Below are 26,754 nucleotides of genomic sequence, written 5' to 3' on the forward strand. Positions count from 1 at the left end.
ATGACTTTTGTCATGTTTTGTAAAAGTTTATGAAAGTATTTTTGAACCGTAACTTCAATTAGGTATGAGTGTTATATATATTTTGCTAGCTATAAGCATTATTGTAGCTGTAGGTTTCTTTATAGCCTTTATTTTAGCCGTTAAAAGTGGACAATTTGATGATAGCTACACACCGTCTGTACGCATGCTTTTTGAAGACGAAATTATAAAAGAAAAATCCAATAAATCAATACTAACCAAAAAAGATTAACAACTAACTATGGAGATGCAACAATTTCATTACGATAATAAAATCGTTACAAAGTTCATTTATGCCACAATAATTTTTGGGGTTGTAGGTATGCTAGTAGGATTACTATTGGCATTTATGTTTTTATTTCCTAATCTTACCGATGGTATTTCATGGCTAAGTTTTGGTAGATTAAGACCATTACATACCAACGCAGTTATTTTTGCTTTTGTGGGTAACGCTATGTTTGCAGGGGTTTATTATTCGCTTCAGCGTTTACTTAAAACCCGTATGGCGAGTGACCTTTTAAGTAATATTAACTTCTGGGGGTGGCAGCTCATTATTGTAGCAGCAGCTATTACGCTTCCGTTGGGTATTACAACCTCTAAAGAATACGCCGAATTAGAATGGCCTATAGATATTGCCATTGCACTTGTGTGGGTGGTGTTTGGCGTGAACATGATTTGGACTATTTTAAAACGCCGTCAACGTCACTTATACGTTGCTGTTTGGTTCTACATAGCTACTTTTGTTACCGTTGCTGTACTTCATATTTTTAATAGTTTAGAATTACCTGTAAGTGCTTTAAAAAGTTATTCGGTTTACGCTGGTGTTCAAGATGCCTTGGTACAATGGTGGTATGGTCATAATGCGGTTGCGTTCTTCTTAACCACACCATTCTTAGGTTTGATGTACTACTTTATTCCTAAAGCAGCCAACAGACCGGTTTACTCTTATAGATTATCTATTGTACACTTTTGGTCGCTAATATTTATTTACATATGGGCTGGACCTCACCACTTATTATATACTGCTTTACCTGAATGGGCTCAAAACTTAGGAGTTACATTCTCAGTGATGTTATTAATGCCTTCTTGGGGTGGTATGATAAACGGATTATTAACCTTACGTGGTGCTTGGGATAAAGTTAGAACAGACCCTGTTTTAAAATTTATGGTAGTAGCTATTACAGGTTATGGTATGGCAACCTTTGAAGGGCCTACACTATCTCTAAAAAACGTTAATGCTATCGCTCACTTTACTGATTGGATTATTGCACACGTACACGTAGGGGCCTTAGCCTGGAACGGTTTCATGGCTTTTGGTATGATTTATTATTTGGTACCAAGACTATTTAAAACCAAATTACACTCGTTACCATTGGCCAACCTGCATTTCTGGTTAGGTACATTAGGAATCATAATATATGCATTACCAATGTATGTTGCTGGTTTTACACAAGCTAGTATGTGGAAACAGTTTAACCCAGACGGCACTTTAGTGTATGGTAATTTTTTAGAAACAGTTACTGAAATTATACCAATGTACTGGATGCGTGCTATTGGAGGTTCCATGTATGTTATTGGCTTGTTAATATTAGTGTACAACGTTTGGGTAACTATCAAACAAGGTAGTAAAGTTGAAGATGAATTAGCGGAAGCACCTGCCTTAGAACGTGTAACTAAAAGACGTACTGCTAATGAAGGTTGGCATACTTGGTTGGAAAGAAGACCAGTACAATTAACGTTATTAGCTACTGTAGCCATTTTAATTGGTGGTATTATTCAGATTGTACCAACCATTATGGTGAAATCCAACATACCAACCATTGCTAGCGTACAACCATATACGCCTTTAGAGTTAGAAGGTAGAGATATATACATACGAGAAGGTTGTGTTAGTTGTCACTCACAAATGATTAGACCATTTAGGAGTGAGGTAGAACGCTACGGTGAATATTCTAAAGCTGGGGAGTTTGTTTATGACCATCCGTTTCTTTGGGGTAGTAAACGTACAGGACCAGACTTACACAGAATTGGTGGTAAATACAATGACAACTGGCACTTTAATCATATGTACGATCCACAAAGTACCTCATCTGGTTCTATCATGCCACGTTACCCTTGGTTAATTACTGGTTCGTCAAGCACCCTAGATAAATCGCAAACCGAAGCTAAAATGCGTACCATGGTATCATTGGGAGTTCCATATTCTGATGAAGACATTGCTAATGCTCAACAAAACATGTTAGATCAAGGCACTCAAATTGAAGAGAACCTGAAATCAGACCCAGACTTTGCTAAAAACTATGAAGCAGATAAAAAATATGCTACTGATAATGGTGAAGCATTTGTAGAGATGAAGAACAGAGAGATTGTAGCGCTTATTGCTTATTTACAGCGCTTAGGAACAGATATCAATGTGGAAACAGCACAGAACTAACCATAAAAATTTGAAACAATGTTAAAATTTGTAAAAAATCATATGGAGAGCATGACAGGTATAGAAATATACCCAATCATCTCCTTACTTATCTTTTTTATCTTTTTTGTAGTACTGTTTTGGTGGGTGGTATCAGCAAAAAAAGACTATATAAACACCGTTAGCAATATTCCATTAGACAACCAAAACGACGACACATTATGAGAAAATTAGTTCCATCTTGGGTAAGAGTACCCGTAGTATTCTTCATTATCTTCGGAGTTGTTGAATTCTTTATAGACTCAGGCGAAAAACCAGCCTTTATAGAATACCCTGTAGTATTACTATTTCTCTTTTTAGTACTTCTTATTTTAATTGCTATTGAAGCCATTATAGGAGCTCTTGAAAATGTGATGCTTCATAAGTTAGACGAGGAAGCTAAAGCTAAGTTTTTAGCTGATAAAGGAAAAACATATCAATTCACTTGGTTAAATAAGATCTACACAAAACTTCTTGGTCAAAAACCAATTGAAGAGGAAGGTGAAATTATTTTAGACCATAATTATGATGGTATTAAAGAACTTGACAACAACTTACCACCATGGTGGTTGTACGGCTTCTATATTACCATTGTGTTTGCTGCAGTTTATCTAGTAAGATTTCACATTTTTGATGGACCTGGTCAATTTGATGAATTAGAGACTGAATTAGCTGATGCTAAAGCAGCTATTGAAGAATATAAGAAAACTGCTAAAGATTTAGTAGATATTAACACGGTGACATTATTGACAGATGCCGGAGATTTAAATGCTGGTAAAACCATTTTTAACACCAACTGTGTAGCTTGTCATATGGCTGATGGCGGTGGTGGTATTGGACCAAATCTTACCGATGAGCATTGGATTTTAGGTGGTGGTATTAAAAACGTATTTAAAACAGTTTCTGAAGGCGGACGGTCTGGTAAAGGTATGATTGCTTGGAAAACACAGTTGAAACCCTCTCAGATAGCTCAAGTTTCTAGCTATGTGCTAAGTTTACAAGGCACTACGCCGGCCAATCCAAAAGCACCAGAGGGTGATGTTTGGGTTGATAAAAATGCTGGCAATGAACAAACTCAAGAATAAAGAAAACAGTGACTAACTCACATTTCTAACAGATTCCCTTTACACATTGATAAGTAAAGGGAATCTTAAATGCCAAACCAATTGGAAACCCCAGAAAACGAAATATTTAGAGATTCAATAAGCACCATCACTGAAGAAGGGAAACGTGCATGGGTGTATCCTAAAAAACCAAGTGGGAGGTACTACGATAAAAGGAAGCTTGTTAGCTACGGTTTATTGGCATTTTTATTGGCTTCGCCATTTCTAAAAATTGGTGGTAATCAATTTTTGATGTTTAACGTTCTTGAACGGCGATTTAACATTTTCGGATTTCCGTTTTGGCCGCAGGATTTTCACTTGTTCGTTATCTCAATGATTATTGGGGTGGTTTTTATTACACTCTTTACAGTGGCGTTTGGGCGTATATTTTGTGGTTGGATTTGTCCACAAACCATTTTCATGGAAATGGTTTTTAGACGTATTGAGTATTGGATTGAAGGTGACCGAAACAAACAACGCAAATTAGCAAGACAAAAATGGGATGCAGAAAAAATTAGAAAAAAAGGATTAAAACTTTTAATTTTTCTAATCATTTCTTTTTTGATAGCTAATGTGTTTTTAGCCTATTTAATTGGTGGAGATAGATTGCTAGAATATATTGCCGAAGGCCCATTTAGTCATATGGGTACGCTCATACCTTTAGTGATTTTTACAGCGGTTTTCTACTTTGTGTTTGCCTGGTTTAGAGAACAAGTTTGCGTTATAGCATGTCCTTACGGAAGGTTACAAGGCGTGCTTTTAGATACTAAATCTGTAGTAGTTGCTTACGATTACAAGCGAGGTGAAGGAACAAACGGTAGAAAAAAGTTTAGAAAAAATGAAGACAGACAAGCACTTGGTCATGGTGATTGTATAGATTGTTTACAGTGTGTTCATGTTTGTCCTACAGGTATTGATATTAGAAATGGTACGCAGTTAGAATGTGTAAACTGTACCGCTTGTATTGATGAATGTGATCATATTATGGAAAACATCAATCTACCTAAAGGATTGATACGTTATGCAAGCGAGGAAAATATTAAAAACAATGTAAAGTTTAGGCTTACAGCTAGAATGAAAGGCTACATTGCTGTACTAACTATTTTAATTGGTATTTTAACTGGGATGCTTTTTTTAAGAAATGAAGTTGAAGCTAATGTTTTAAGATTACCGGGGCAGTTGTATGAACATAAAGAAGATAATATTATTAGTAATGTTTTTACCTATAAATTGGTAAATAAAACAACCGGAGACATTGAGGATGTAACACTAAAACTAATGTCCCATAAAGGAACTTTAAAATTAGTTGCTACTAGTAATGATTTTACTGTTCCAAAACAAGGCATTGCAGAAGGCACCTTGTTCATTGAAATAAACAATTCAGCACTTACTGGTGATCGAAATAAAATTAAGATTGGTGTTTTTGCTGGCGATAAACTTATAGAAACTTGTACGGCTAATTTTTTAGGGCCTAGAAGTTATAAATAAATTTTGGTTGGTGGCTGTAATGTTATTGATTGAGTGGGATTACAATAGTTTCAATCAATAACTGTTACAGCCAAAAAAAGTATTAAATAAAAATAATATTTCCATCTTAAAAGGAAATTAACATTATGAAACTAAATTGGGGAACAAGCATTGTACTAGCTTTTGTAGGTTTTATTGCCTTTATCATGTTCTTTTTAATTAAAATGAATGTGGAAGACAAATATGACCATGATTTAGTAACTGAAGATTATTACGCTGAAGAGCTGGCTTACCAGAAAGATATTGACAAATTAAAAAACGCCAAAAATTTAAGCGAAAATATAACATACAAAAAAACTCAAGAGGGTCTAATCATTGTATTCCCTAGTAATTTAGATCATAAAAAAATTTCAGGAAAATTGTTCCTATATAGGCCATCTAACAAACAACTAGATTTTGAAACTACCATTTCATTATCTAATACACATTTGCTCATACCTGACTCCCGTTTGGTAGATGGCCGTTGGAACATTAAAATTGATTGGCAATATAATGGAATTTCTTATTTATTTAAAGAATCTTTAGATTATTAACTATGTTAATTTCTGCATTTGTTTTAGGGGTATTGGGTAGTTTTCACTGTATTGGTATGTGTGGCCCCATTGCTTTTATGCTACCTGTTGATAGAACAAATTCAATAAGAAAAATTACTCAAATTACAGTTTATCATATTGGTAGATTACTTGCATACAGCTTAATTGGATTAGTTTTTGGCCTAATAGGAAGAAGTCTTTTTATTTTCGGTTTTCAACAACAATTATCCATAATAATAGGTGTTTTGATGATAGGTTTTATTTTAATTCCTCAACATAAATTAAACCAATATAGCATCTCTAAACCTATATACAAATTAATCTCAAAAATTAAGTCTGCTTTAGGTTCTGCACTAAAAAGAAAATCTCCAGACACGTTTTTAACCATTGGTTTCCTTAATGGGTTTTTACCATGCGGATTGGTATATATGGCTATTTTTGGAGCTATTAGCGAAGGCAATGCTTTATATGGAAGTTTGTATATGACCCTGTTTGGTTTAGGAACCATACCCTTAATGACCACTGCTATTTATGCCAGTCATTTTTTAAAAGGTGCTGCTAGACAGAAAATACAAAATGCTATTCCTGTTTTTGTTGTTATTATAGGCATTTTATTTATTCTTCGTGGTTTAGGCTTGGGTATCCCTTATGTTTCACCTACACCTGTGCAAGAATTAGTCACTAATGGTATCAATTGCCATTAATGCTATAGTTTTTTCTAGAAAGCAGCTACTCCTCTTTGTTGTGTAAATTATTGGTTTTTAATTACTTAAATCCATAAACATTTTTAACATAAGAAAAATCTATTAGTAATATTAACAATATTAATAGTTAAATTCGTTTTTATAATAGTAATGCTATTATATTTGCAATTAAAATTATTATATATGGACTCGTTACTTTCAAACTTAAAGATTGCTGTTCCTGAAAAAATATATGTAAAAGATCCAGAATCTTCAGATTTAGGTAAGCGTATAGTGGAGCATAGCATCATATTAATAGATGATATTGGTTTTGATAGTTTTACCTTTAAAAAACTAGGAACATGCATTGGTTCTAACGAGAGTTCTATATATCGTTATTTTGAAAGCAAACATAAATTGCTGTTGTATTTATCATCTTGGTACTGGGCCTGGATTGAATATCAATTGGTTTTTGAAACGCATGCTCTTGATCCAAAAAACAAATTAGAAAAAGCTATAGAAGTAGTAACAAGAGTTATTAAGGAAGATTCTAATTTTTCGCATATCAATGAAATAGCACTTAACAGAATTATGGTTAATGAAAACTCTAAATCATTTTTAACTAAAGAAGTAGATCAAGAAAATAAAGATGGGTATTTTGTTGTATACAAACGCATAGTTTACAGACTTAGAGATATGGTTAAAGCTATGAAGCCTAATTACAAATTTGCTTCAAGTTTAGCAAGTACAATCTTGGAGGCTAGTTTACATCAGCATTTTTTAAAAGTACATTTCACATCTATTACAGATTGTAATAACGAAACAACCCCAACAGATTTTTTAAAAAACTTAGTGCTTAATACCTTGAAAAATTAATTATGGAACAAACTAAAATGACACCATGGCGCAGACTTGTGGGACTGCTACAATTGGAAAAAAGAGATATTCTACAAGTATTTTACTATGCTATTTTTGCAGGTGTGGTTGCTTTATCATTACCCCTTGGTATACAAGCTATCATAAACCTAATTCAAGGAGCTCAAATTTCAACATCATGGATTATACTTGTTATTATAGTTACATTAGGTGTAGCTTTTCAAGGTGCTTTACAACTCATGCAGTTGCGGATAATTGAAACTATTCAACAACGTATCTTTATGCGGTCTTCTTTTGAATTAGCTTACAGGTTTCCAAAAATAAAAATGGCAGAGTTACGCCAGTACTATCCGCCAGAGTTAGCCAATCGTTTTTTTGATACACTAACTATACAAAAGAGTCTATCAAAAATATTAATTGATGTGCCAACAGCAGTATTACAAATAGTATTTGCTTTAGTTTTACTGTCTTTTTATCATCCATTCTTTATCATTTTTGGACTATTATTATTGATACTTGTATTTGTAGTATTCAAATTTACAGCAATAAAAGGTCTAGAAACTAGCCTAAAAGAATCTAAAAACAAATACAAAGTTGCTCATTGGATTCAAGAAATTGCACGTTCTGTAATAAGTTTTAAATTATCTGGAAGTACAAATTTAGGCATTAACAAAAATGACTATTTAGTTGATGGCTACTTAAAAGCAAGAGAAAGTCATTTTAGAGTTTTAATGCTGCAATTCATTCAAATGATTAGTTTTAAAGTTATTGTAACGGCAAGTTTACTTTTAATTGGAGGCGCTTTGGTTCTTAATCAAGAAATGAATATTGGCCAATTTGTTGCTGCCGAAATCATAATTATACTAGTTATAGCCTCTGTTGAAAAACTTATACTTGGGTTAGAATCGTTTTACGACACATTAACATCTTTAGAAAAAATAGGACAAATAGTTGATAAAACTTTAGAAAGTCAATCTGGAGAAGAACTACAAATAACTAAAGGTTTAAAGATAGAATTAGAGAATGCATCTTATGAAGTAGATAATAGAGACAAGCATATTCTAAGAGGTATTTCGCTTGAAGTAAATTCTAAAAGTAGAATACTAATTAAAGGAGAAAGTGGTGCTGGAAAATCTACCCTATTGCGTTTGCTATCAGGTGTTATTGAGGCCACTGGAGGAAATGTTTATGTTAATGACATGTCTATTAACAGTTTGCACTTAAACTTTTTCAGATCTCAATTAGGTCTTTCATTGTCTGATGAAAGCCCTTTTGAAGGTACGCTAAGAGAAAATCTCACTTTTTCTAACCCCAATATTACAGATGATAAAATTCATGAAATACTCAACATAGTAGGTTTAAGAGAATTTCTCAAAGAACAACCTGATGGCCTCAACACCATTTTATATCCTGATGGAAAGCGACTTTCTTACACCATTTCTAAAAAGTTGGTTTTGGCACGAGCCATTTTAAAGGAACCAAAAATTTTGATTTTGGAAGATGCTCTAGATAGGTTTAATGAAAATGAAACAACCGCTATTATCGATTATTTAACAGATAAAAAGCAACCTTGGGGACTTGTAGTAGTAAGTAGTAGTAGTGTTTGGATAAACAAATGCACTGAGATAATTACATTAGAAAAAGGTTCAATAAAAAAATAAAAATACTTAGTTATGCTTAACATCACTCATAACCAGTTGAACAAAAAAATAGACTTATCAGAGTACAAGTCTGGTAAGGATATTATGAATAAAAAATACTACAAATATTTTAATAGGTTCCTGTTAGGAGCAGCCTTGTTAATATTAATTGTTCTGTTTTTACCATGGACACAAAATATTACTGGAGATGGTTTGGTAACCACATTAAAACCAAATCAAAGACCACAAACTATACAATCGCAAATTCCAGGTCGGATAGAAGAGTGGTTTGTACAAGAGGGTGATTTTGTACAAGCTGGCGATACCATTTTACGAATCTCTGAAATTAAAAGTGATTATTTTGATGATAGATTGGTAGAACGTACAAATGAACAAATACAAGCAAAATCCTCTTCTGTTAATGCCTATGGTGGTAAAGTAGAGGCTTTAAAAAGACAAGTTTCAGCTTTAGAAAAAGAACGTGGTTTAAAACTAGAGCAAACCCAAAATAAATTGCTTCAAGCCAAACTTAAAGTACAAAGTGATAGTATTGATCTAGAAGCGGCCACAACAAACCTCAAGATTGCTGAAACCCAATTTAATCGTGAAAAAACATTACAAGACGAAGGTTTAAAAGCGGTTAAAGATGTAGAGGAAAAACGATTAAAACTTCAAGAAACACAGGCTAAATTTATTTCACAACAAAACAAATATTTAGCAAGTAAGAACGAAGTAATCAATGCTGAAATTGAACTCTCAAGAACACAAGCAGAGTACGCTGATAAAATATCTAAAGCTCAAAGTGATATGTTTACTGCGCAATCAAGTCAATTAGATACGCAAGCACAAGTTACCAAACTAGAAAATACATACACTAATTATAAAAAAAGAAGCAGCCTATTGTATGTTACAGCTCCTCAAAGTGGATTTATTAATAAAGCCATTGTTGGTGGTGTTGGCGTTACCTTTAAAGAAGGTCAAGAACTGGTGGGTATTATGCCTGGGCAGTATGATTTAGCCGTAGAAACTTTTGTAAGACCCATAGATTTACCCTTAATACACATTGGCGAAAAAGTAAGAGTACAATTTGACGGTTGGCCTGTTATTGTATTTAGCGGATGGCCAAATGTGTCTTATGGTACCTATGGTGCCAAGGTAGTAGCTATAGAAAGATTTATTAGTGACAACGGAAAATATAGAATTTTGTTAGCTCCTGATGAGGAAGATCACGAGTGGCCAGATGCTATTAGAGTAGGTTCTGGTGCTAAAACTATTGCTTTACTAGATGATGTACCCATTTGGTTTGAGTTATGGCGTCAAATTAACAGTTTCCCACCAAACTATTATGAGCCACAAAATGGTAAAGCAGATTCTAAAAAAGATAAAAAATGAGATTAGCCCTATTCATTTTCATAATATGCTTGAGTAGTATTCTTTCAGCACAAGAGAATACATCAATAATGTCGCTTTCAGAATACCTAGGTTATGTAAAATCCTATCACCCAATAGTAAAACAAGCTAACTTGGTAATAAATGAAAGTGAAGCAAAACTCATGAAAGCTAGAGGTGCTTTTGACCCCAAGCTAGAAGTTGATTATGATCGTAAAAAATTTAAAAACACAGAGTACTATGATCGTTTAAATGCCACTTTTAAAATTCCTACTTGGTTTGGTATTGAGTTTAAAGGAAACTTTGAAGAAAACACAGGTGACTTTTTAGATCCCCAAGCCATTGTTCCAGAAGATGGACTTTATAGTGCAGGTGTATCCATTCCTGTAGCTCGAGGTTTTTTAACAAATGAGCGGATGGCCATGTTAAGGCAATCAAGGTTGTTTATAAAACAAGCTCAAGCCGATAGACAATTACTTGTAAACAATATTTTATACGAAGCCACGGTAAGCTATTTTAATTGGTTGAGGCTTTATAACGAAAAAAGAGTTTATGAAGAATTCTTGACAAACGTTAAAATTCGTTTTGACGGTATAAAGAAAAGTTACGAAGTAGGCGACAAACCTGCTATAGATACATTAGAAGCCAGAATTGCCTTAAACAATAGACGATTAAACTTAGAAAAAGCTAGAATTAAGTTTGTAAAATCGAGTTTAGAGTTGTCAAATTTTTTATGGCTGAATGATAATACACCTATTGAGATTGGGGATAATATAATTCCTGATATTTCAACTTTTGATAATATTGACACTACCTTAAATACATTTGGATTAGAAGTTGAAAGTTTTGATATTGAAAGCCATCCAAAGTTACAATCATTAGACTTTAAAATTCAAAGTTTAACAATTGAGAAACGCTTAAAACAAAATAATTTATTACCTCAAATAGATCTTGAATACAATTTCCTGTCTGAAACTCCAGATGTGGTAAGGTCTTTTAGTTCTGCAGCTTATAAAAGTGGTGTTAATGTTAGTTTTCCATTGTTTTTGAGAAAAGAACGCGGCGACTTAAAGCTTGCTACAATTAAATTAAAAGACACAGAATTTGAAGTTCAAAATACTAGAATAAGCCTAATCAATAAAATTGACGCCATTAATCAAGAATTAGATTCTTATGTAACTCAAAATAATTTTACCAGTGTCATTGTTGATGATTACACTAAAATGTTAACTGCAGAAGAACGCAAATTTTTCTTAGGTGAAAGTTCCTTATTCTTGGTAAACTCTCGAGAATCTAAACTAATTGACGCAAAACTAAAAGCCATTGAAATTGAAAATGATTTCTTAAAAACTAAAGCAAACCTATTTAATGTGTTAGCACTAGCAGATGTTGATACGGAATAGACCTAAAAAACAAAAGCGTTGAAAATCAATAATTCTCAACGCTTTTCTGTAAAATTAATTAACCAAAAAATTTAAATTATTCTATATTTTAAAAGTCATAACTGGTAATGTAGCATGATTTGCAACATCTTCACCTACACTACCTTGAAAGAAATGCGCTAATCCTTTTCTTCCATGTGTAGGCACTACAATTAAATCGGCCCCCAGTTTGTTTGCCGCATTTAAAATACCATCTTCAACAGTATAGTCTGATATATAATGAACATCAGTAATTTTATCTAAATTCCCCTCAGCCTTAGTAAAGAAATTCACGGCATCGCGTTCTATTTCATCAGAACTTTGGAATCTATCGTTTGGTAGGTTTACATGCACTAAATACATTTTAGCATTCATTCTATTAAATACACTTGAAGCTTTGAGATAAGCTTCAATAGAATCTTCACCAAACCCACAAGCAAATACTACAATATCAAAATTAATTTTAGCAATGTCATTCTTTACCACAAGCACAGGGATTTCAGCATTTCTTACAACGCGTTCTGTGTTGGAACCTACAAAAAACTCTTTTGCCCCACTAGCACCATGAGACCCCATAACTATTAAATCTGCCTCATATTTTTTGGCTATCTCATTAACTTCACTAAACACCTTAAAATGTTTAACAATGGGTGTAATGGTTAAGCCTTCTAAATAGTCTTTCTTTAAAAAGTCTTCAAAACGTTGTTCTGCTAATTTTAAAAAATAAATCACTTTTTGTGGTTGCTCTCCGGCTCCAGTTAACATGACATCAGACATTTCTAACATATGTAAGGCCAACAATTCTGCGTTGCTTTTTTTTGCTAGTTTAGCGGCTGCTTTCAAAGCGTACTCTGAATACTCTGAAAAATCTACAGGTACAATAATCTTTTTCATAATTTATAAATTTAGTTTAGACGGTCATTGAAAACAACTGTGTATCGGGCTGTCTTCGTTGCAATAATAAATCGAAAGCCATACAAACATTTCTAACAAATGGCTGACCCTTTTTTGTTACCTCAATACTGTTTGAATTAATATTGAGTAATCCATCTGCCTCCATTTCTTTTAGCCTCATTAGGGTTTCTGGAATTTCATCAAAATAAAGATAATCTTGATCTTGACTCCATTCGGTTTTAAAACCGCACATCAAATTAAGAATATGATTTCTAATAATCAAATCTTCTTCATTTAAAATATGACCTCTATAAACCGGAATTACATCTTGGTTCAGTAATTTGTAATAATCTTCAATTTGTTTAACATTTTGAGAAAAACCATACCAACTATCACTAATTGATGACACGCCCAACCCTATCATAGCCTGGGTTTTTGAAGCGGTATAACCCATAAAATTTCTATGCAAACTTCCATTTTCCATAGACTTGTATAGAGAATCTGTTTTTAGTGCAAAATGATCCATTCCTATTTCATGGTAACCAACTTCTGCCAATAATTCTTTTCCTAATTCATATTGAGAACGCTTTAACTCTGCCGAAGGTAAATCAGAGTCGCTAAATCCACGCTGACCGTTACCCTTTATCCATGGCACGTGTGCATAACTGTAAAATGCCAATCTGTTTGGAAGCAATTCCTTCGTTTTGAGAATGGTCTCCTTTACATGGTCTAAATTTTGAAAAGGTAACCCAAAAATAATATCGTGTCCAACAGAAGTGTAACCAATTTCCCTAGCTAATTCAGTAGCACGTTTTACATTCTCAAAAGGTTGCACTCTATGAATGGCTCTTTGAACCGTTTCGTTATAATCCTGAACACCATAACTAACACGCTTAAAACCTAAGTTATATAAAGTTTGTAGATGTTCTCTTGTAGTATTATTGGGGTGCCCCTCAAAACTGAACTCATGATTTTCAGCAAGCACAGCATCATCCAGAATCCCGTTTATTAACAAATTCAAATTTTCAGGACTGAAAAAAGTAGGCGTACCACCACCTAAGTGCAATTCTTTAATAATTGGTTTTTCATCAAACCATTCTAAATATAAATACCATTCTTTTAAAATCGCTTTTAAATAAGGAGACTCTACACTGTGTTGCTTTGTAATACGTTTGTTACACCCACAAAATGTGCATAAACTTTCACAAAAAGGCAAATGGATATAAAGGCTAATGCCTTCTTTTGAGTTACTTTCATGAAATGATTTTATTAAGGAATCCTTCCAATTCTCCAAAGAAAAGGTTTCTTGATTCCAATAAGGAACCGTTGGATAACTCGTATAGCGAGGACCCGCGATATTATATTTATTAATTAACGCTCTAGACATACCTGACATTTGTAACACAAAATTAAAACCATTACTAATTAAAAAACATGATATATGTCATACCTTTATTTGTATTTAGAGTAATATTGATTACCTTTAAACTTGTTTAAAAAAAAGAAAAATGAAAAAAACTAGTGTTTTAATATTGGCTTTATCACTAAGTATTATTGCTTGTAAAAAAGAAAAAAAGGAAACTAAACCTATTGAAAAAGAGACTGTTGCCACTGAAAAATTTGTAGTAAAACCCGAAGCAACCTCTATAAAATGGACAGCCTATAAAACAACCGACAAAGTAGGTGTTGGTGGGGAATTTACTACTTCAAAATTTGAAATTAAATCTGGTTCTTCACCTCAAGAAGCTTTAAATAACTTGAACTTCTCCATTCCAATCAGTAGCCTATTTACCAACGATGCTACCAATACACGAGACGCCAAGATAAAAGCCTCTTTTTTTGGAGCCATGTTAGATACCGAGTTTTTAAAAGGCACTCTTAATTACGTTGATGATTCTTGTTCTGCATCACTCACCATGAATGGTGTTACTCATAATATACCGCTTGAAGTAAAAATTGAAGAAGAAAGACGCGTTACTTTAACTGGTGTTATGAATCTTAAAGATTGGAATGCATTAGATGCATTAGCTTCATTAAATAAAGTGTGTTTTGATTTACACAAAGGACCCGATGGTGTTAGCAAAACATGGGAAGATGTAGTTATAGAAGTTAATACTTACCTAAGAAAGAATTAGCTTTTCTTAAAAATATTTGCCCAACATGACCGCCCAAGAGATACTTGCAAAACTGGTTTCATTTTCTGTTTTGGGTGGTGAAAGTAATTTAAAAATTATAAATTGGTTAAAAGACTACATTGAAAGCTTTGGTGTTGAAATCTATTTAGTTCCTAACAAAACCAATACTAAGGCCTCTCTGCATTGCAGAATTGGACCCGCTGTAGACGGCGGAGTCATCCTTTCTGGTCATACCGATGTGGTACCCGTTAAAGAACAGCCTTGGAATACCAATCCGTTTGAACTTGTGGAAAAACCAGACGGCAATTTATATGCCCGTGGTAGTTGTGACATGAAAGGTTTTTTAGCCTGTTGTTTAGCGGTATTGCCTAAAATGGTTAAAACTAAACTTAAAAAACCTATTTATTTCGCTTTTACTTATGATGAAGAAGTAGGTTGTTTAGGAGCTCCGTCACTTATAAATCATATAAAGAAAACGTATTCTGAAAAGCCCAAATATGCCATAATCGGTGAAGCTTCAATGCTACAACCTATTATAGGACAAAAAAGTATTCATATTATTGATATCACAGTGAATGGCTCTCAGGGCCATAGTAGTAGAATAAAACAAGAGGTAAGTGCAGTACATGAAGCTGCTAGAATTGTTATGTGGGCTGAAGAAAAAATGAATAGTTTGATAAATTCTGGTAGTATCGACTCTCGCTTTGAACCTCCTCATTCATCACTTCATACCGGAATTATTAATGGTGGTATTGCACCTAATATTATTGCAAACAAGGCATTTCTATCATTAGATATTAGATGTCTACCTCAAGATGATGCCAACCAAATGTACCAAGACTTAAAAAACTATTGCAAATCTAGAGAGAAAGCTCTAAATCCTATTTTCTCCAGCTTTAGAATTGATGTAGTTGAAAACCACCCCATTGTCCCCTCTCTAAACACTAATGAAAATTCTGACGTTATTAACCTTATTGGTAAAATAACAGGAAATTATAATTGGACTACCGTATCTTATGCTTCTGAGGCAGGTCATTTTGCTAATGCTGGTTTTGAAAGTATTATTTGTGGTCCTGGTTCTATTGCCCAGGCGCATAGAGCCAACGAATACATTTCAAAGAACCAATTAAAAAAAGGTGTAGAAATGATTAAAAATTTGGTTAAACATTTAAAGACATCAATTTAATACAAGTTCTTTTTTGTATTTACAAATAAGATGTATTTTTATAACAAACAATGCTTTTATGAACCCTTCTGCCCAAGGTTGGATTAAAAAATTGCTTAAGGATGTTTCTGAAAACAATGCTTTTTTAAATTTCAGTGAAGCAGATTTTTACGATGCCCTTAGAGGATGTGGCTTCATTTATGGCAGTAATTTAGATGTTGTTTTAGCCATTTTACCAAAAAATGACCTTACAGAAGAAGAACTTTCAAAAACCAATTTACTTTTAGCACTTTTTTATACACATCATCAGTCTAACACCAATCTTCCCTTTGTTGAAAATGTCATTAATTTTTATACAGAAATAAATGAGTTAAAAACCTCTTTTTTTCAAGAGCTTTTAGGTGGAAAAAAATCAAGTGAGCAATTAGAAAAAATCATTCACAAACGTATTCAGATTGATGCTAATGTTCTTACTAAAAATTTTAAATATTTTATTATTAACGCGCTTCTTTATATTGATGTTCTTGCTTATTCAGAGTTTATAAAAAAACAATCTGTTTCAATTGGTTATCTAAAAAATTTAGAAGCCTCTATTGAAGCTATCATTATGGACGTATTAAACTCAAAGCTAACTAAAAACCAATACGATGAAAGTTTAATAAAACTATTTGAATCGTCTTTGCGTTATCATAACAATACGCCCTTAGAATACCAAAACGCTATCAATACAATAAAGACTAAACAGGAGAAAAACTACATTTTAGACTTAGCCTGTATGGCCACATGGACTGATAAAAAAATTGACAAAAACGAACAACGTTTTCTAATAAAATTAGGTACCGATCTAACAATATCCAAAAATAGGGTCAAAGAATCGATAGCCTCCGTAAACCTATTTTACTCGGTAAATAAAACTAACATAGCACTTTTAAGTTCTAAAAATATAGTACAGAGTTTTTATAATAACTCTAGCAAGATGGTTACTAAACTCATTTCCAGAAACAGAAAACGCTTACATCAGGAGTTAAAAGACAGTAAAGAACTTATGGTGCTACTATCTCAATCTACCAAACGCAACTTAAGTGATGAGGAACATAAAAAAGTACAGGAACAACTATTGGATATTTTCAAATCCATTCCAAGCTTAGCTATTTTTATGTTGCCAGGAGGGGCTTTATTATTGCCTTTGGTAATTAAATTTATTCCAAAACTATTACCTTCTGCTTTTGATGAAAATAGGGTTGAAGATTGATTTACACTAAAATTTATTCCTTGCTATAATGAACAATCTTTTAATATAAACTTCAACTAAACGCAAAAGAAACATATATTCAAAGAAAAGGACATTTAAATAAATGTCCTTATACATAAAATTAGTAATATGCTATTTGTCGGGATGACAGGATTTGAACCTGCGACCACACGGCCCCCAGCCGTGTACGCTAACCGGACTGCGCCACATCCCGAATTAAACAAATATTAATAAGCCCAAACAGTGACTTAGTGGTTTTTTTACTAAACTCGAATTTAACTGTGGTGCAGTTTATCCTGAGCGAAGTTGAAGGGCCACATCCCGATTTAAAATAGTTTTCAAAGAAAACATATTTTTATATAAAACAAAAGCCAAAGCTATTAAAAACTTTGGCTATTTAAGGCTTATATTTATTTTAATTATAAGTTGAAGTAGATACTTCAAACGAAGCATCTTTAGACGCTAGATACCGTTCAGCATCCAATGCTGCCATACAACCTGTGCCAGCTGCTGTAACAGCTTGTCTATAAACATGGTCTGCTGCATCACCTGACACAAAAACACCTTCTACATTGGTTTTTGAAGAACCTGGTACGTTAATTATATACCCTGTTTGATCTAAATCTAAAAAGTCTTTAAAAATATCAGTATTTGGCTTGTGCCCAATAGCCACAAAAAAACCAGTAGCAGGAATTTCATGCTTTTCACCTGTTTTATTGTTGAAAACACGAACTCCGGTAACTACTTGTCCATCTCCCAAAACCTCATCGGTTTCAGTGTTATGTAATATTTCAATATTTTCTGTGTTTCTAACTCTAGCTTCCATGATTTTGGAAGCTCTAAATTCATCTCGTCTAACAATCATAGTTACCTTCTTACACAATTTAGACAAATAGTGGGCTTCTTCACAGGCAGAATCTCCAGCACCTACAATCACCACTTCTTGGTTTCTATAGAAAAAACCATCACAAACCGCACAAGCTGAGACACCACCCCCTAATTTTAAATATTTCTGTTCTGACTCTAAACCTAAATATTTAGCCGAGGCTCCTGTTGAGATTATTACTGTATCAGCATGAATCTCTTTTGTGTCATTTACCCATACCTTATGAACATCACCAGAAAAATCAACCTTTGTTACCCAACCATCACGTACATCGGTATCAAAACGTTGTGCTTGAGCTTGCAATTGCATCATCATTTCTGGTCCCGTAACACCATCTGGGTATCCAGGAAAATTTTCCACTTCATTAGTAGTTGTTAATTGACCACCTGGTTGTGTTCCTTGATATAAAACTGGTTTCATATTGGCTCTTGCTGCGTAAATAGCAGCGGTATATCCTGCAGGTCCAGAACCTATAATTAAACACTTAACTCTTTCTATTGTATCAGACATAATTCTTACTCTTAAATTTAGTGAAACAAAAGTAGAGTTTTTAACAGAAAACTTACACAGAAGTTATTAACACTTTACTATTAAGACATATTTAAAATCTATACTATTAATCTACTAAACTATTTTTTTGTAACTTTAAATGACTAACTAAATACAAAATCATGAAAAAATATCTTTACCTTACGTTGATACTAATAATCGTATTTACCAGTTGCAACACTAACAACAAAACAACCAACTCTCCAGTAGAAATAGAAAAAACCGAAGAATATCCTTTACAGGGTGTTTGGGAAATACATAGCTATGTAAATTATAGAGGTGACACTACAGATACCATTTGGCCATCTAACGAACGTAAACAAAGGAAAATGTTTTCGAAATCTAAGGTTATGTGGAGCAAATTGCGCACTTTTGATTCTCTTGATTGGTTCGGCGTTGGAGACTACACTTTAAAAGACGGAATTTTTACCGAAGAACTGGATTATGGCTCTAAACCCGTAAATAAAATAATTGAAACGAGTAACAAATGGACTTTTAACGCTGTGGTGACCGAAAATAGTTTCTCACAAATTACTGTTGACAGCTCTGGCAATTACATTTATTCAGAGAACTACATTAGAGTGGATTAATTAATTTGTTTAAACATTTCAATGACATTTTCTCCAGAGGATTTTTTATACCCTCTAAACATGCCTTTGGTGTTAAAGTCCCAAAAAATGTTTCCGGTTTTATCTAATAAAATCATGCCTCCTTTTCCGCCTAAAGTTTCAATTTGATTGTTAAGTACTTCATGCAAGGCCTCATGGGGACTTAACTTTTTGTATTGAATTAAATTAGACACTTCATGAGCTGCAACGGTTCTTATAAAAAACTCTCCCGTACCAGTTGCAGAAATTCCACAAGTTAAGTTGTTGGCATATGTTCCTGCTCCAATAATAGGTGAGTCTCCAATTCTACCATATTTTTTATCACTTATGCCTCCTGTTGAAGTTCCTGCTGCAATATTCCCTTCTTTATCGATAGCGACAGCTCCAACCGTTCCATATTTTTCACCACCCAAAAAGGTGTTATTTAGTATAGAATATTTTTTGATATTTCTTTCAGCAATGACTTTACTTTGATTTAAGAGATTACTCATATTTTGAACAAAGAAATAAGTACTATCAACCATTTCCAATCCAAATTGTGCCATTGCTTGTTCAGCACCTTTACCAGAAAGCATAATATGTTTTGTACTATCCATTACAGTTCTTGCTGCCAAAATTGGATTTTTAACATGGTTAATTCCAGCTACGGCGCCACTATTTAACGTTTTTCCATCCATAATAGAGGCATCCATTTCTTGATTACCTTCACTATTATAAACCGCTCCTTTTCCTGCATTGAATAATGGTGAATTCTCTAAAACCACAATAGCTGCTTGTACAGCATCTAATGAACCACCTCCTTTTTCAAGGATTCTATATCCAGAATCTAAGGCTTCTTGAAGTTTTTCTGTGTATAGCCTTTGCCTATGCTTATCAAAATTATCTCTTATCAATCCATCACCTGCGCCTCCATGAATTACAATTGCAAAAGATTTAGATTGTCGCTGTGTCGTTTCTATTTTTTTATTTAATTCATTGTTACATGATATTGTAAAAATAAACAGTAAAATTAACAGCAGTATATGTCTCATGATTATGAATATTTATTTAACTGGATAATTGTCATCCCAATTCTTAACATGAGGTTCTCCCAACTTACCCAAAGATTTGGCAATTATTGTTGAAACCGTTGCATCACCTGTTACATTTACCGTAGTTCTACACATATCTAGAGGTCTATCTACTGCAAAAATTAAGGCTAAGGCTATTGGCAACAAATCCGATGGAAATCCTATAGCTTCTAAAACTATGACCAACATTACCATACCTGCACCAGGAACTGCTGCACTACCAATTGATGCCAATAATGCGGTTAAAATAATCATTAGCTGGTTGCTAAACACCAAACCTTCTGGCCACAAAACCTGCATAATAAAAACAGCTGCAACACCTTGATACAAGCTTGTTCCATCCATATTAATAGTAGCACCAACAGGCAAAACAAAACTTGTTACTTCCTTATCTACTCCTACATGCTCTTCAACACGCTCCATTGTTACTGGTAAAGCTGCGGCACTACTACTTGTAGAAAATGCTAATAATTGTGCCGGACTTATCTTATTTATAAACCAAAAAGGCGATTTTTTAGCATAAACGGATACTAAAATCATATAGAAGCAAATCATTAAAAACAAACCTAGAACAACAACTCCTGCATATTTTAGTAATGCCAAAAGAATATCTGGATCATCAGCAGAAACAACAACACTAGCTAATAACGCAAAAACTGCATAAGGTGCAAAAAGCATAATTATATCCACCATTTTTAAAACAACTTCATTTAAAGAATCAAAAAAGTCTTTTAATGGTTTAGCTTTTTCTTCAGGCACCAATAACAAGCATAAACCCAGTAAAATTGCAAATACAATAACCTGTAACATAAATTTATTGTTGCCCATGGCATAAACTGCATTATCTGGAACCATATCTACCAAAAACTGAAGTGGACCTGCTTCTTTTTGCTGTTTCGCATTAATAAGTATGGTTTGTGCTTGATTACTAGTTGAATACTTATCTTTAAGCATGTTAACCGTAGCCTCAGTAATACCGTTACCTGGTTTTAAAGTATTTACTAACCCTAATCCAATAGTTATTGCTATAATTGTTGTAATAATATACACGACTATAGTGCGCAACCCCATATTCTTGAATTTAGATATATCTTTTAAATCAGAAATGCCTTTAATCAAAGAAGCTAGAATGAGAGGTACTGCAATAAGTTTTAGAAGTTTAACAAATATTTTCCCAAACGGGTCTATCCATTTAATTACAAAATCTTGTCCATTAAATGATGCCGCTATAAAACCAAAAACGATACCTAGCAACATCCCTATTAATATCTGCCAATGCAGTGCTAGTTTCTTCATAAGAAATAAAATTAATTTGTTATAAACTTACGGAATTTGTAACAACTATTTTTAATCAAAAATTAAGACCACAGCAACAAAGAATTTAAACCATAAAAAAAGCCTTTCATTTCTGAAAGGCTTTTGAAAAATTTTTTTTGGCTAATTTTAAAGAGCAGCAACATGTTTTGCTAAGCCAGATTTAAGGTTAGCAGCTTTATTAGCGTGAATTATATTTTTCTTAGCTAGTTTATCTAACATAGAAACTACTTGAGGAAATAAAGCTTCAGCTTCTTTCTTATCAGTAAGCTCTCGTAACTTCTTAATAGCATTACGTGTAGTTTTGTGTTGATATCTATTTATTACACGTTTAGCTTCGTTACTTCTAATTCTTTTTAATGCTGACTTATGATTTGCCATTTTGTTTTTTTCTTATTAAAAATTGTAGCCCGTAGGGGAATCGAACCCCTCTTACCAGGATGAAAACCTGGCGTCCTAGCCGATAGACGAACGGGCCATTTTGGTTACTTCATTATTTAATGAGCATGCAATTCTTGATTGCGGATGCAAAAATACAACTATTTTTAAATGATGCAATACTTATCTAATTTTTTTTAAAAAAAATTTAGACTAGTATGCTTTTGCAAATAATACTCTTACTTTTGAAGGCTTTCCAGAGTAAACACAAGCCCCTTTCTCTTCCTTAGAATCTAGAGGAATACATCTTATTGTAGCCTTGGTTAACTCTTTTATTTTTTCTTCAGTTTCATTGGTACCGTCCCAATGCGCTGAAATAAAACCACCTTTAGTTTCTAATACTTCCTTGAACTCATCAAAGGTTTCAACATTGGTAATGTGCTCGTTTCTGAAATCTAATGCTCTATTAAAAAGATTCTCTTGAATTTCCTCCAACAAATCTTCTATAACAATAGTTATTCTGTCTAAAATAACTGTTTGCTTACTAAGTGTGTCTCTTCTAGCTAGCTCAACAGTTTCATTTTCTAAATCTTTCGGACCAATAGCAATACGTAATGGCACTCCCTGTAATTCATGCTGAGCAAATTTAGCTCCTGGGCGTAATGTATCACGTTTGTCAAATTTAACCGAAATTTCCCTATCATTTAAATCACTAATAATTTCTTCAGCAACTTTACTTATGGCTTCAAACTGTTCTTCATTCTTATAAATAGGGACTATTACCACTTGATAAGGTGCTAAGTTTGGTGGTAATACCAGTCCATTATCATCACTATGCGTCATAATTAGAGCTCCCATCAATCTGGTAGATACACCCCAAGATGTTGCCCAAACATAGTCTTGCTTTCCTTCTTTTGTAGCATACTTTACATCAAATGCCTTAGCGAAATTTTGACCTAAAAAATGAGAAGTTCCGGCTTGTAATGCTTTTCCATCTTGCATTAAAGCTTCAATACAATAGGTGTCTTCTGCTCCAGCAAAACGTTCGCTTTCAGTTTTAACACCTTGAATGACAGGTATAGCCATAAAGTTCTCAACAAATTTAGCATAAACCCCATTCATCAATTTAGTTTCTTCAATGGCTTCAGCTTTGGTAGCATGAGCTGTATGTCCTTCTTGCCATAAAAATTCTGCGGTACGTAAAAACAATCTAGTACGCATTTCCCAACGCACTACGTTAGCCCATTGATTTATTAAAATTGGTAAATCCCTGTAAGATTGAATCCAATTTCTATAGGTGTTCCAAATAATGGCCTCACTAGTTGGTCTTACTACCAACTCTTCCTCTAATCTTGCTTCGGGGTCAACTCTTAACTTACCAGGTTTATCAGGGTCATTTTGTAGTCTGTAATGTGTTACAACAGCACACTCTTTTGCAAATCCTTCGGCGTTTTTCTCCTCAGCTTCAAACAAACTTTTAGGTACAAAAAGTGGAAAATAAGCATTTTGATGACCTGTTTCCTTAAACATTTTATCTAATTCTGCTTGCATTTTTTCCCAAATTGCAAAACCATATGGCTTGATTACCATACATCCTCTAACAGCCGAATTCTCCGCTAGGTCTGCCTTAACAACTAATTCGTTATACCATTTGGAATAATCTTCTGCTCTGCTAGTAAGTTTTTTACTCATATCAATCTTTTGGCACAAATATTGTGAATATTTAAAATAGAAAATAGTTTAGCAAAACTAACTATTTTTGTTATGTTCAACAATAAAATTCTAGAGATATGCGCTTTAATAACTACTCCAAAAGAAAAGTATCATTCATTGCCATGATTGGACTAATGTTTGGCCTATTGTCATGTGGCTCTTATCAGTATGTAGGTGTTGACGATGATGGTATATATAGTGACTCACAAATAACAGTAGTTAATACGCCTACAGAAACTGTTGTTAACGTGCCTAACGAATCCAACAGCAACTACTACAAAAATTACTTTAGAAGCAAGTCTTTAGAATCTGAATTAGCTTTAGAAAACGATGACATCTTTACAGATATTGATTCTTATCAATCTGATAATTATACTGTAAATGATACTATTTATAATGACTATCAAGGTCATGCTGGTTGGGGACAACAAAGCAACAATGTTACTATAAACTATATTGATAATGGATGGAACAACTGGGGCTGGAATGCTGGATTTGGTTGGGGCTGGAATAACTGGGGCTGGAATAACTGGGGTTGGAATGGCTGGGGTTGGAACTCTTGGAATAGATGGAACCGATGGGGTTGGAATGATTGGGCATGGAATGGCTGGGGCTGGAATAACTGGGGCTGGAATAACTGGGGTTGGAACGCTGGATTTGGTTGGGGCTGGAATAACTGGAGCTGGAATCAATGGAGATATGGTAATAGATTTTACAACCCAAGGAATTTAGCTTACAGTTCCAGTAGAAGAGGAAGTTATTATTCTGGTAGCTCAAGAAACAACTTAAGTAGTAGAAACAACATTTCTAGAAGAAGTAGTGTTTCTAATGTAAATAGAAATACCACCTCAAAATATAATACGGCCCGCAGAAGTAGTGTAAACAGCACTACCAGCAGAGCAACTACCTATACTAGAAGAGGAACAACTGTTTCTAACAATAGCCAAACTACATCCCGCATTAGTAGCGTGAACAGAAATCCTTCTAACTACAACGGTGTTAGACGTTCTTCTGGAACAGGTACGGTTAGTAGATATACAAATTCTCAAGGAAGAACAACTACTATATCTCGAACGCCTTCTTCTAACTCAACTAGTAGGTCGTCGTCAACAACAAGAAGGAGTTCTAGCACCTACAAACAACCTAGTAGTAGCTATAGTGGCTCTTCTAGAAGATCTTATTCGAATTATTCTTCACCATCTTCTTCTAGAAGTTCGTATGGTTCTTCAAGCAGTAGAAGCTCAAGCTCTGGTTCTATGTCTAGATCTTCAAGTGGAAGTAGCAGAAGTTCATCATCAGGAGGTGGAAGACGCCGATAATCTTTATAAAAAAATAAGCCCATGAAACCGACATATTTAAAATTATTATTGAGTATTCACAGAAGCAGTAATTTTGAATATTAAAGGTTACTTTGACCATTAAAAAACGATAAACAAAAACCGCATGAAAAAGTTAAGTTTACTATGCATAGGTTTACTATCTATGCCCTTTATCTACGCTCAGGATCTAACTGATGCTTTAAGATATTCTCAAGACAACATACAAGGAACTGCCCGTTTTAGAGCCTTAAGTGGTGCTTTTGGAGCCTTAGGAGGAGACATGAGTGCTGTAAGTTTAAACCCAGCAAGTTCTGCAGTTTTTACAAGAAGTCATGCGTCATTATCAGGTTCAAATATGGATATTGAAAACACCTCTAATTATTTTGGAGGACTTGGCTCAACAAACGAATCGAACTTTGATTTAAATCAAGCAGGAGCTGCTTTTGTTTTCGCAGCCAACAACAATTCGCCTTGGAGAAAGTTCTCACTAGCAGTTGCTTACGAAAGAACCAATAATTTTGATGATAGCTGGTTTGCCGCTGGCACCAATACCACTAATGACCCTGATTTCAGTAATTCTATTGCTAGTTATTTTTATGATTTTGCAGATGGCAAAAGGCTTGATGAAATTTCCAGTCTACCAGGTGAGTCTCTAGCAGATGCTTATCAAGACATCGGTAGTGTTTATGGCTTTTCACACCAACAGGCGTTTTTAGGTTTTGAGTCTTTTATTTTAGAGCCAGATGATATTAATAATGATGCTAATACAACTTATACTTCTAACATTGCACCAGGAAGCTTTATGCATGATTACACCTATGCAGCAACGGGTTACAATGGTAAAGTATCTTTCAACCTAGCAACTCAATACGAAGACAACCTTTACTTAGGCCTTAACCTAAATACTCATTTCATAGATTACCAACGTTCAACCTTATTATTTGAAGACAATAACAACAACGGATCCACCGTTAATTTTGTAGAATTTCAAAACAGTTTAACCACCAGAGGAAATGGATTTTCATTTCAAATTGGTGGTATCATGAAATTAAGCCAAGAATTTAGAGTTGGAGTAACTTATGATTCCCCTACTTGGTATACTATTGAAGAGGAAACCTCTCAATACTTAGGAACAGATGGTGCTAATGGGTTTACAGAAATTTTTCCTCAAGTTATTAATGTATACCCAAGTTATAGACTTCAAACACCAGCCAGATTTACAGGGAGTTTGGCTTATGTTTTTGGAACCCAAGGTTTAATTAGTTTTGATTACTCTAGAAAAGATTATGGTAGCACTAAGTTTAAACCAGAAAATGATAGTTACTACCAAGATTTAAACGCCAATATTAGTGACTTATTTACTCAAGCTTCAACCTACAGACTTGGTGGAGAGTATAAACACAAACAATTTAGCTTTAGAGGTGGTTATCGCTTTGAAGAAAGTCCATATGCTGATGGTGTTACTGTAGGAGATTTAAATGGGTACTCATTAGGTTTGGGTTACAACTTTGGAAATACCAAACTAGACGTAACCTATGACAGAGCAGAAAGATCATTTAACAATAATCTTTACAATTTAGATTTTGGCACAGCCCCTCAAGCTATGGTAGACAGGACAAACTCTAACATAACAATATCGTTAAGCTTTAATATATAAGGATAAAGCACTTACAATACAAAAGCTTGAATATTTATTATTCAAGCTTTTATTTTTTGTGTAATTATTATTTACAACTACAGACTAATATCAAAGTATTAATTATTTACTAAGATCAAGTATTACAAAAGTATAATGCTTATCTTTGCAAACTAAATTTTCACATAATTAC

Annotated in this window: 24 protein-coding genes and 2 tRNA genes; 17 read left to right on the forward strand and 9 right to left on the reverse strand. The window is 33.8% G+C overall.

What is annotated here, in order from left to right; translation table 11 throughout:
* Window positions 1-64: 64 nt before the first annotated feature.
* The 11 genes from ccoS to E1J38_RS11485 all read left to right on the forward strand — a co-directional run bounded on the left by ccoS (window position 65) and on the right by E1J38_RS11485 (window position 11,624).
* Window positions 65-250: a cbb3-type cytochrome oxidase assembly protein CcoS gene (gene ccoS / locus E1J38_RS11435; RefSeq protein WP_133356837.1), complete on the forward strand. Its 186-nt coding sequence runs from the start codon at window positions 65-67 to the stop codon at window positions 248-250.
* A gap of 9 nt (window positions 251-259) precedes the next feature.
* A complete protein-coding gene (gene ccoN, locus E1J38_RS11440) occupies window positions 260-2,452 on the forward strand; it encodes a cytochrome-c oxidase, cbb3-type subunit I (RefSeq protein ID WP_133356836.1) in 2,193 nt (730 codons plus the stop codon).
* 18 nt (window positions 2,453-2,470) lie between these two features.
* Window positions 2,471-2,656 (forward strand): CcoQ/FixQ family Cbb3-type cytochrome c oxidase assembly chaperone, encoded by a 186-nt coding sequence (locus tag E1J38_RS11445; protein WP_133356835.1) that lies wholly within the window; start codon window positions 2,471-2,473, stop codon window positions 2,654-2,656.
* On the forward strand, window positions 2,653-3,555 hold the full coding sequence (locus tag E1J38_RS11450) for a cbb3-type cytochrome c oxidase N-terminal domain-containing protein (RefSeq protein ID WP_133356834.1): 903 nt from the start codon (window positions 2,653-2,655) through the stop codon (window positions 3,553-3,555). The genes E1J38_RS11445 and E1J38_RS11450 overlap by 4 nt, the downstream gene beginning before the upstream one ends.
* 69 nt (window positions 3,556-3,624) lie before the next feature.
* Window positions 3,625-5,061: a cytochrome c oxidase accessory protein CcoG gene (gene ccoG / locus E1J38_RS11455; RefSeq protein ID WP_255449878.1), complete on the forward strand. Its 1,437-nt coding sequence runs from the start codon at window positions 3,625-3,627 to the stop codon at window positions 5,059-5,061.
* A 125-nt stretch (window positions 5,062-5,186) separates the two neighbouring features.
* Window positions 5,187-5,633, forward strand: coding sequence for a FixH family protein (locus E1J38_RS11460; RefSeq protein ID WP_133356833.1), 447 nt, complete (start codon window positions 5,187-5,189; stop codon window positions 5,631-5,633).
* 2 nt (window positions 5,634-5,635) lie between these two features.
* Window positions 5,636-6,337: a sulfite exporter TauE/SafE family protein gene (locus E1J38_RS11465; RefSeq protein ID WP_133356832.1), complete on the forward strand. Its 702-nt coding sequence runs from the start codon at window positions 5,636-5,638 to the stop codon at window positions 6,335-6,337.
* Window positions 6,338-6,520: 183 nt separating this feature from the next.
* Complete coding sequence (locus tag E1J38_RS11470) at window positions 6,521-7,192, forward strand: TetR/AcrR family transcriptional regulator (protein ID WP_133356831.1); 672 nt, start codon at window positions 6,521-6,523, stop codon at window positions 7,190-7,192.
* Between the two features lie 2 nt (window positions 7,193-7,194).
* Window positions 7,195-8,853, forward strand: a complete 1,659-nt coding sequence (locus E1J38_RS11475) for a peptidase domain-containing ABC transporter (protein ID WP_133356830.1) — start codon at window positions 7,195-7,197, stop codon at window positions 8,851-8,853.
* Between the two features lie 12 nt (window positions 8,854-8,865).
* Complete coding sequence (locus E1J38_RS11480; protein ID WP_133356829.1) at window positions 8,866-10,224, forward strand: HlyD family secretion protein; 1,359 nt, start codon at window positions 8,866-8,868, stop codon at window positions 10,222-10,224.
* A complete protein-coding gene (locus E1J38_RS11485; RefSeq protein ID WP_133356828.1) occupies window positions 10,221-11,624 on the forward strand; it encodes a TolC family protein in 1,404 nt (467 codons plus the stop codon). Before E1J38_RS11480 ends, E1J38_RS11485 begins: the two co-directional genes overlap by 4 nt.
* 81 nt (window positions 11,625-11,705) lie before the next feature.
* On the opposite strand, the gene E1J38_RS11490 is transcribed toward E1J38_RS11485, so the two are convergent.
* Together E1J38_RS11490 and hemN are read right to left on the reverse strand one after the other, a co-directional pair.
* Window positions 11,706-12,536 (reverse strand): universal stress protein, encoded by an 831-nt coding sequence (locus E1J38_RS11490; RefSeq protein WP_133356827.1) that lies wholly within the window; start codon window positions 12,534-12,536, stop codon window positions 11,706-11,708.
* Window positions 12,537-12,552: 16 nt separating this feature from the next.
* Window positions 12,553-13,923 (reverse strand): oxygen-independent coproporphyrinogen III oxidase, encoded by a 1,371-nt coding sequence (gene hemN, locus E1J38_RS11495; protein ID WP_133356826.1) that lies wholly within the window; start codon window positions 13,921-13,923, stop codon window positions 12,553-12,555.
* 121 nt (window positions 13,924-14,044) lie between these two features.
* Between hemN and E1J38_RS11500 the strand changes: the two genes are divergently transcribed.
* Genes E1J38_RS11500 through E1J38_RS11510 form a run of 3 tightly spaced genes read left to right on the forward strand, consistent with a single transcriptional unit; the run spans window position 14,045 to window position 17,088 of the window.
* Complete coding sequence (locus E1J38_RS11500) at window positions 14,045-14,671, forward strand: YceI family protein (RefSeq protein ID WP_133356825.1); 627 nt, start codon at window positions 14,045-14,047, stop codon at window positions 14,669-14,671.
* A 25-nt stretch (window positions 14,672-14,696) separates the two neighbouring features.
* Window positions 14,697-15,857: an acetylornithine deacetylase gene (gene argE, locus E1J38_RS11505; RefSeq protein ID WP_133356824.1), complete on the forward strand. Its 1,161-nt coding sequence runs from the start codon at window positions 14,697-14,699 to the stop codon at window positions 15,855-15,857.
* Between the two features lie 58 nt (window positions 15,858-15,915).
* Window positions 15,916-17,088: an LETM1-related biofilm-associated protein gene (locus E1J38_RS11510; protein ID WP_133356823.1), complete on the forward strand. Its 1,173-nt coding sequence runs from the start codon at window positions 15,916-15,918 to the stop codon at window positions 17,086-17,088.
* A gap of 139 nt (window positions 17,089-17,227) precedes the next feature.
* On the opposite strand, the gene E1J38_RS11515 is transcribed toward E1J38_RS11510, so the two are convergent.
* Window positions 17,228-17,302 (reverse strand) — tRNA-Pro (locus E1J38_RS11515).
* A gap of 201 nt (window positions 17,303-17,503) precedes the next feature.
* Window positions 17,504-18,484 (reverse strand): thioredoxin-disulfide reductase, encoded by a 981-nt coding sequence (trxB, locus tag E1J38_RS11520; protein WP_133356822.1) that lies wholly within the window; start codon window positions 18,482-18,484, stop codon window positions 17,504-17,506.
* 161 nt (window positions 18,485-18,645) lie between these two features.
* On the opposite strand from trxB, the gene E1J38_RS11525 reads away from it, so the two are divergent.
* Window positions 18,646-19,113, forward strand: coding sequence for a hypothetical protein (locus E1J38_RS11525; protein ID WP_133356821.1), 468 nt, complete (start codon window positions 18,646-18,648; stop codon window positions 19,111-19,113).
* Here E1J38_RS11525 and E1J38_RS11530 read toward each other — a convergent pair.
* From E1J38_RS11530 to proS, 5 genes are all read right to left on the reverse strand, one after another.
* The gene (locus E1J38_RS11530; protein WP_133356820.1) at window positions 19,110-20,162 is read right to left on the reverse strand and encodes an isoaspartyl peptidase/L-asparaginase family protein; all 1,053 of its coding nucleotides are present in this window, start codon (window positions 20,160-20,162) and stop codon (window positions 19,110-19,112) included. The genes E1J38_RS11525 and E1J38_RS11530 overlap by 4 nt on opposite strands.
* 12 nt (window positions 20,163-20,174) lie before the next feature.
* Window positions 20,175-21,497, reverse strand: a complete 1,323-nt coding sequence (locus E1J38_RS11535) for a dicarboxylate/amino acid:cation symporter (protein ID WP_133356819.1) — start codon at window positions 21,495-21,497, stop codon at window positions 20,175-20,177.
* A gap of 147 nt (window positions 21,498-21,644) precedes the next feature.
* Window positions 21,645-21,896, reverse strand: coding sequence for a 30S ribosomal protein S20 (gene rpsT, locus E1J38_RS11540; protein WP_133356818.1), 252 nt, complete (start codon window positions 21,894-21,896; stop codon window positions 21,645-21,647).
* A gap of 25 nt (window positions 21,897-21,921) precedes the next feature.
* Window positions 21,922-21,993, reverse strand: a tRNA-Glu gene (locus E1J38_RS11545).
* Window positions 21,994-22,106: 113 nt separating this feature from the next.
* Window positions 22,107-23,585 carry a proline--tRNA ligase gene (gene proS, locus E1J38_RS11550; protein ID WP_133356817.1) on the reverse strand — a complete coding sequence of 493 codons (1,479 nt, stop codon included), beginning with the start codon at window positions 23,583-23,585 and terminating at the stop codon, window positions 22,107-22,109.
* Window positions 23,586-23,683: 98 nt separating this feature from the next.
* On the opposite strand from proS, the gene E1J38_RS11555 reads away from it, so the two are divergent.
* Window positions 23,684-24,925 (forward strand): hypothetical protein, encoded by a 1,242-nt coding sequence (locus tag E1J38_RS11555; RefSeq protein WP_133356816.1) that lies wholly within the window; start codon window positions 23,684-23,686, stop codon window positions 24,923-24,925.
* A 124-nt stretch (window positions 24,926-25,049) separates the two neighbouring features.
* Window positions 25,050-26,582, forward strand: a complete 1,533-nt coding sequence (locus tag E1J38_RS11560) for an OmpP1/FadL family transporter (protein ID WP_186525860.1) — start codon at window positions 25,050-25,052, stop codon at window positions 26,580-26,582.
* Window positions 26,583-26,754 lie beyond the last annotated feature (172 nt).

The organism is Seonamhaeicola sediminis (genome assembly GCF_004358095.2).
GTDB classification, from domain to species: domain Bacteria; phylum Bacteroidota; class Bacteroidia; order Flavobacteriales; family Flavobacteriaceae; genus Seonamhaeicola; species Seonamhaeicola sediminis.

Bases quoted from the DNA above. Each gene is read 5' to 3' on its own strand.
- hemN (WP_133356826.1), bottom strand. From the start codon at position 13,923: ATGTCTAGAGCGTTAATTAATAAATATAATATCGCGGGTCCTCGCTAT.
- proS (WP_133356817.1), bottom strand. From the start codon at position 23,585: ATGAGTAAAAAACTTACTAGCAGAGCAGAAGATTATTCCAAATGGTAT.
- ccoN (WP_133356836.1), top strand. From the start codon at position 260: ATGGAGATGCAACAATTTCATTACGATAATAAAATCGTTACAAAGTTC.
- ccoS (WP_133356837.1), top strand. From the start codon at position 65: ATGAGTGTTATATATATTTTGCTAGCTATAAGCATTATTGTAGCTGTA.
- E1J38_RS11500 (WP_133356825.1), top strand. From the start codon at position 14,045: ATGAAAAAAACTAGTGTTTTAATATTGGCTTTATCACTAAGTATTATT.
- E1J38_RS11465 (WP_133356832.1), top strand. From the start codon at position 5,636: ATGTTAATTTCTGCATTTGTTTTAGGGGTATTGGGTAGTTTTCACTGT.
- argE (WP_133356824.1), top strand. From the start codon at position 14,697: ATGACCGCCCAAGAGATACTTGCAAAACTGGTTTCATTTTCTGTTTTG.
- rpsT (WP_133356818.1), bottom strand. From the start codon at position 21,896: ATGGCAAATCATAAGTCAGCATTAAAAAGAATTAGAAGTAACGAAGCT.
- ccoG (WP_255449878.1), top strand. From the start codon at position 3,625: ATGCCAAACCAATTGGAAACCCCAGAAAACGAAATATTTAGAGATTCA.
- E1J38_RS11525 (WP_133356821.1), top strand. From the start codon at position 18,646: ATGAAAAAATATCTTTACCTTACGTTGATACTAATAATCGTATTTACC.
- E1J38_RS11555 (WP_133356816.1), top strand. From the start codon at position 23,684: ATGCGCTTTAATAACTACTCCAAAAGAAAAGTATCATTCATTGCCATG.
- E1J38_RS11470 (WP_133356831.1), top strand. From the start codon at position 6,521: ATGGACTCGTTACTTTCAAACTTAAAGATTGCTGTTCCTGAAAAAATA.
- E1J38_RS11485 (WP_133356828.1), top strand. From the start codon at position 10,221: ATGAGATTAGCCCTATTCATTTTCATAATATGCTTGAGTAGTATTCTT.
- E1J38_RS11490 (WP_133356827.1), bottom strand. From the start codon at position 12,536: ATGAAAAAGATTATTGTACCTGTAGATTTTTCAGAGTATTCAGAGTAC.
- E1J38_RS11535 (WP_133356819.1), bottom strand. From the start codon at position 21,497: ATGAAGAAACTAGCACTGCATTGGCAGATATTAATAGGGATGTTGCTA.
- E1J38_RS11475 (WP_133356830.1), top strand. From the start codon at position 7,195: ATGGAACAAACTAAAATGACACCATGGCGCAGACTTGTGGGACTGCTA.
- E1J38_RS11460 (WP_133356833.1), top strand. From the start codon at position 5,187: ATGAAACTAAATTGGGGAACAAGCATTGTACTAGCTTTTGTAGGTTTT.
- E1J38_RS11480 (WP_133356829.1), top strand. From the start codon at position 8,866: ATGCTTAACATCACTCATAACCAGTTGAACAAAAAAATAGACTTATCA.
- E1J38_RS11445 (WP_133356835.1), top strand. From the start codon at position 2,471: ATGTTAAAATTTGTAAAAAATCATATGGAGAGCATGACAGGTATAGAA.
- E1J38_RS11450 (WP_133356834.1), top strand. From the start codon at position 2,653: ATGAGAAAATTAGTTCCATCTTGGGTAAGAGTACCCGTAGTATTCTTC.
- E1J38_RS11510 (WP_133356823.1), top strand. From the start codon at position 15,916: ATGAACCCTTCTGCCCAAGGTTGGATTAAAAAATTGCTTAAGGATGTT.
- E1J38_RS11560 (WP_186525860.1), top strand. From the start codon at position 25,050: ATGAAAAAGTTAAGTTTACTATGCATAGGTTTACTATCTATGCCCTTT.
- trxB (WP_133356822.1), bottom strand. From the start codon at position 18,484: ATGTCTGATACAATAGAAAGAGTTAAGTGTTTAATTATAGGTTCTGGA.
- E1J38_RS11530 (WP_133356820.1), bottom strand. From the start codon at position 20,162: ATGAGACATATACTGCTGTTAATTTTACTGTTTATTTTTACAATATCA.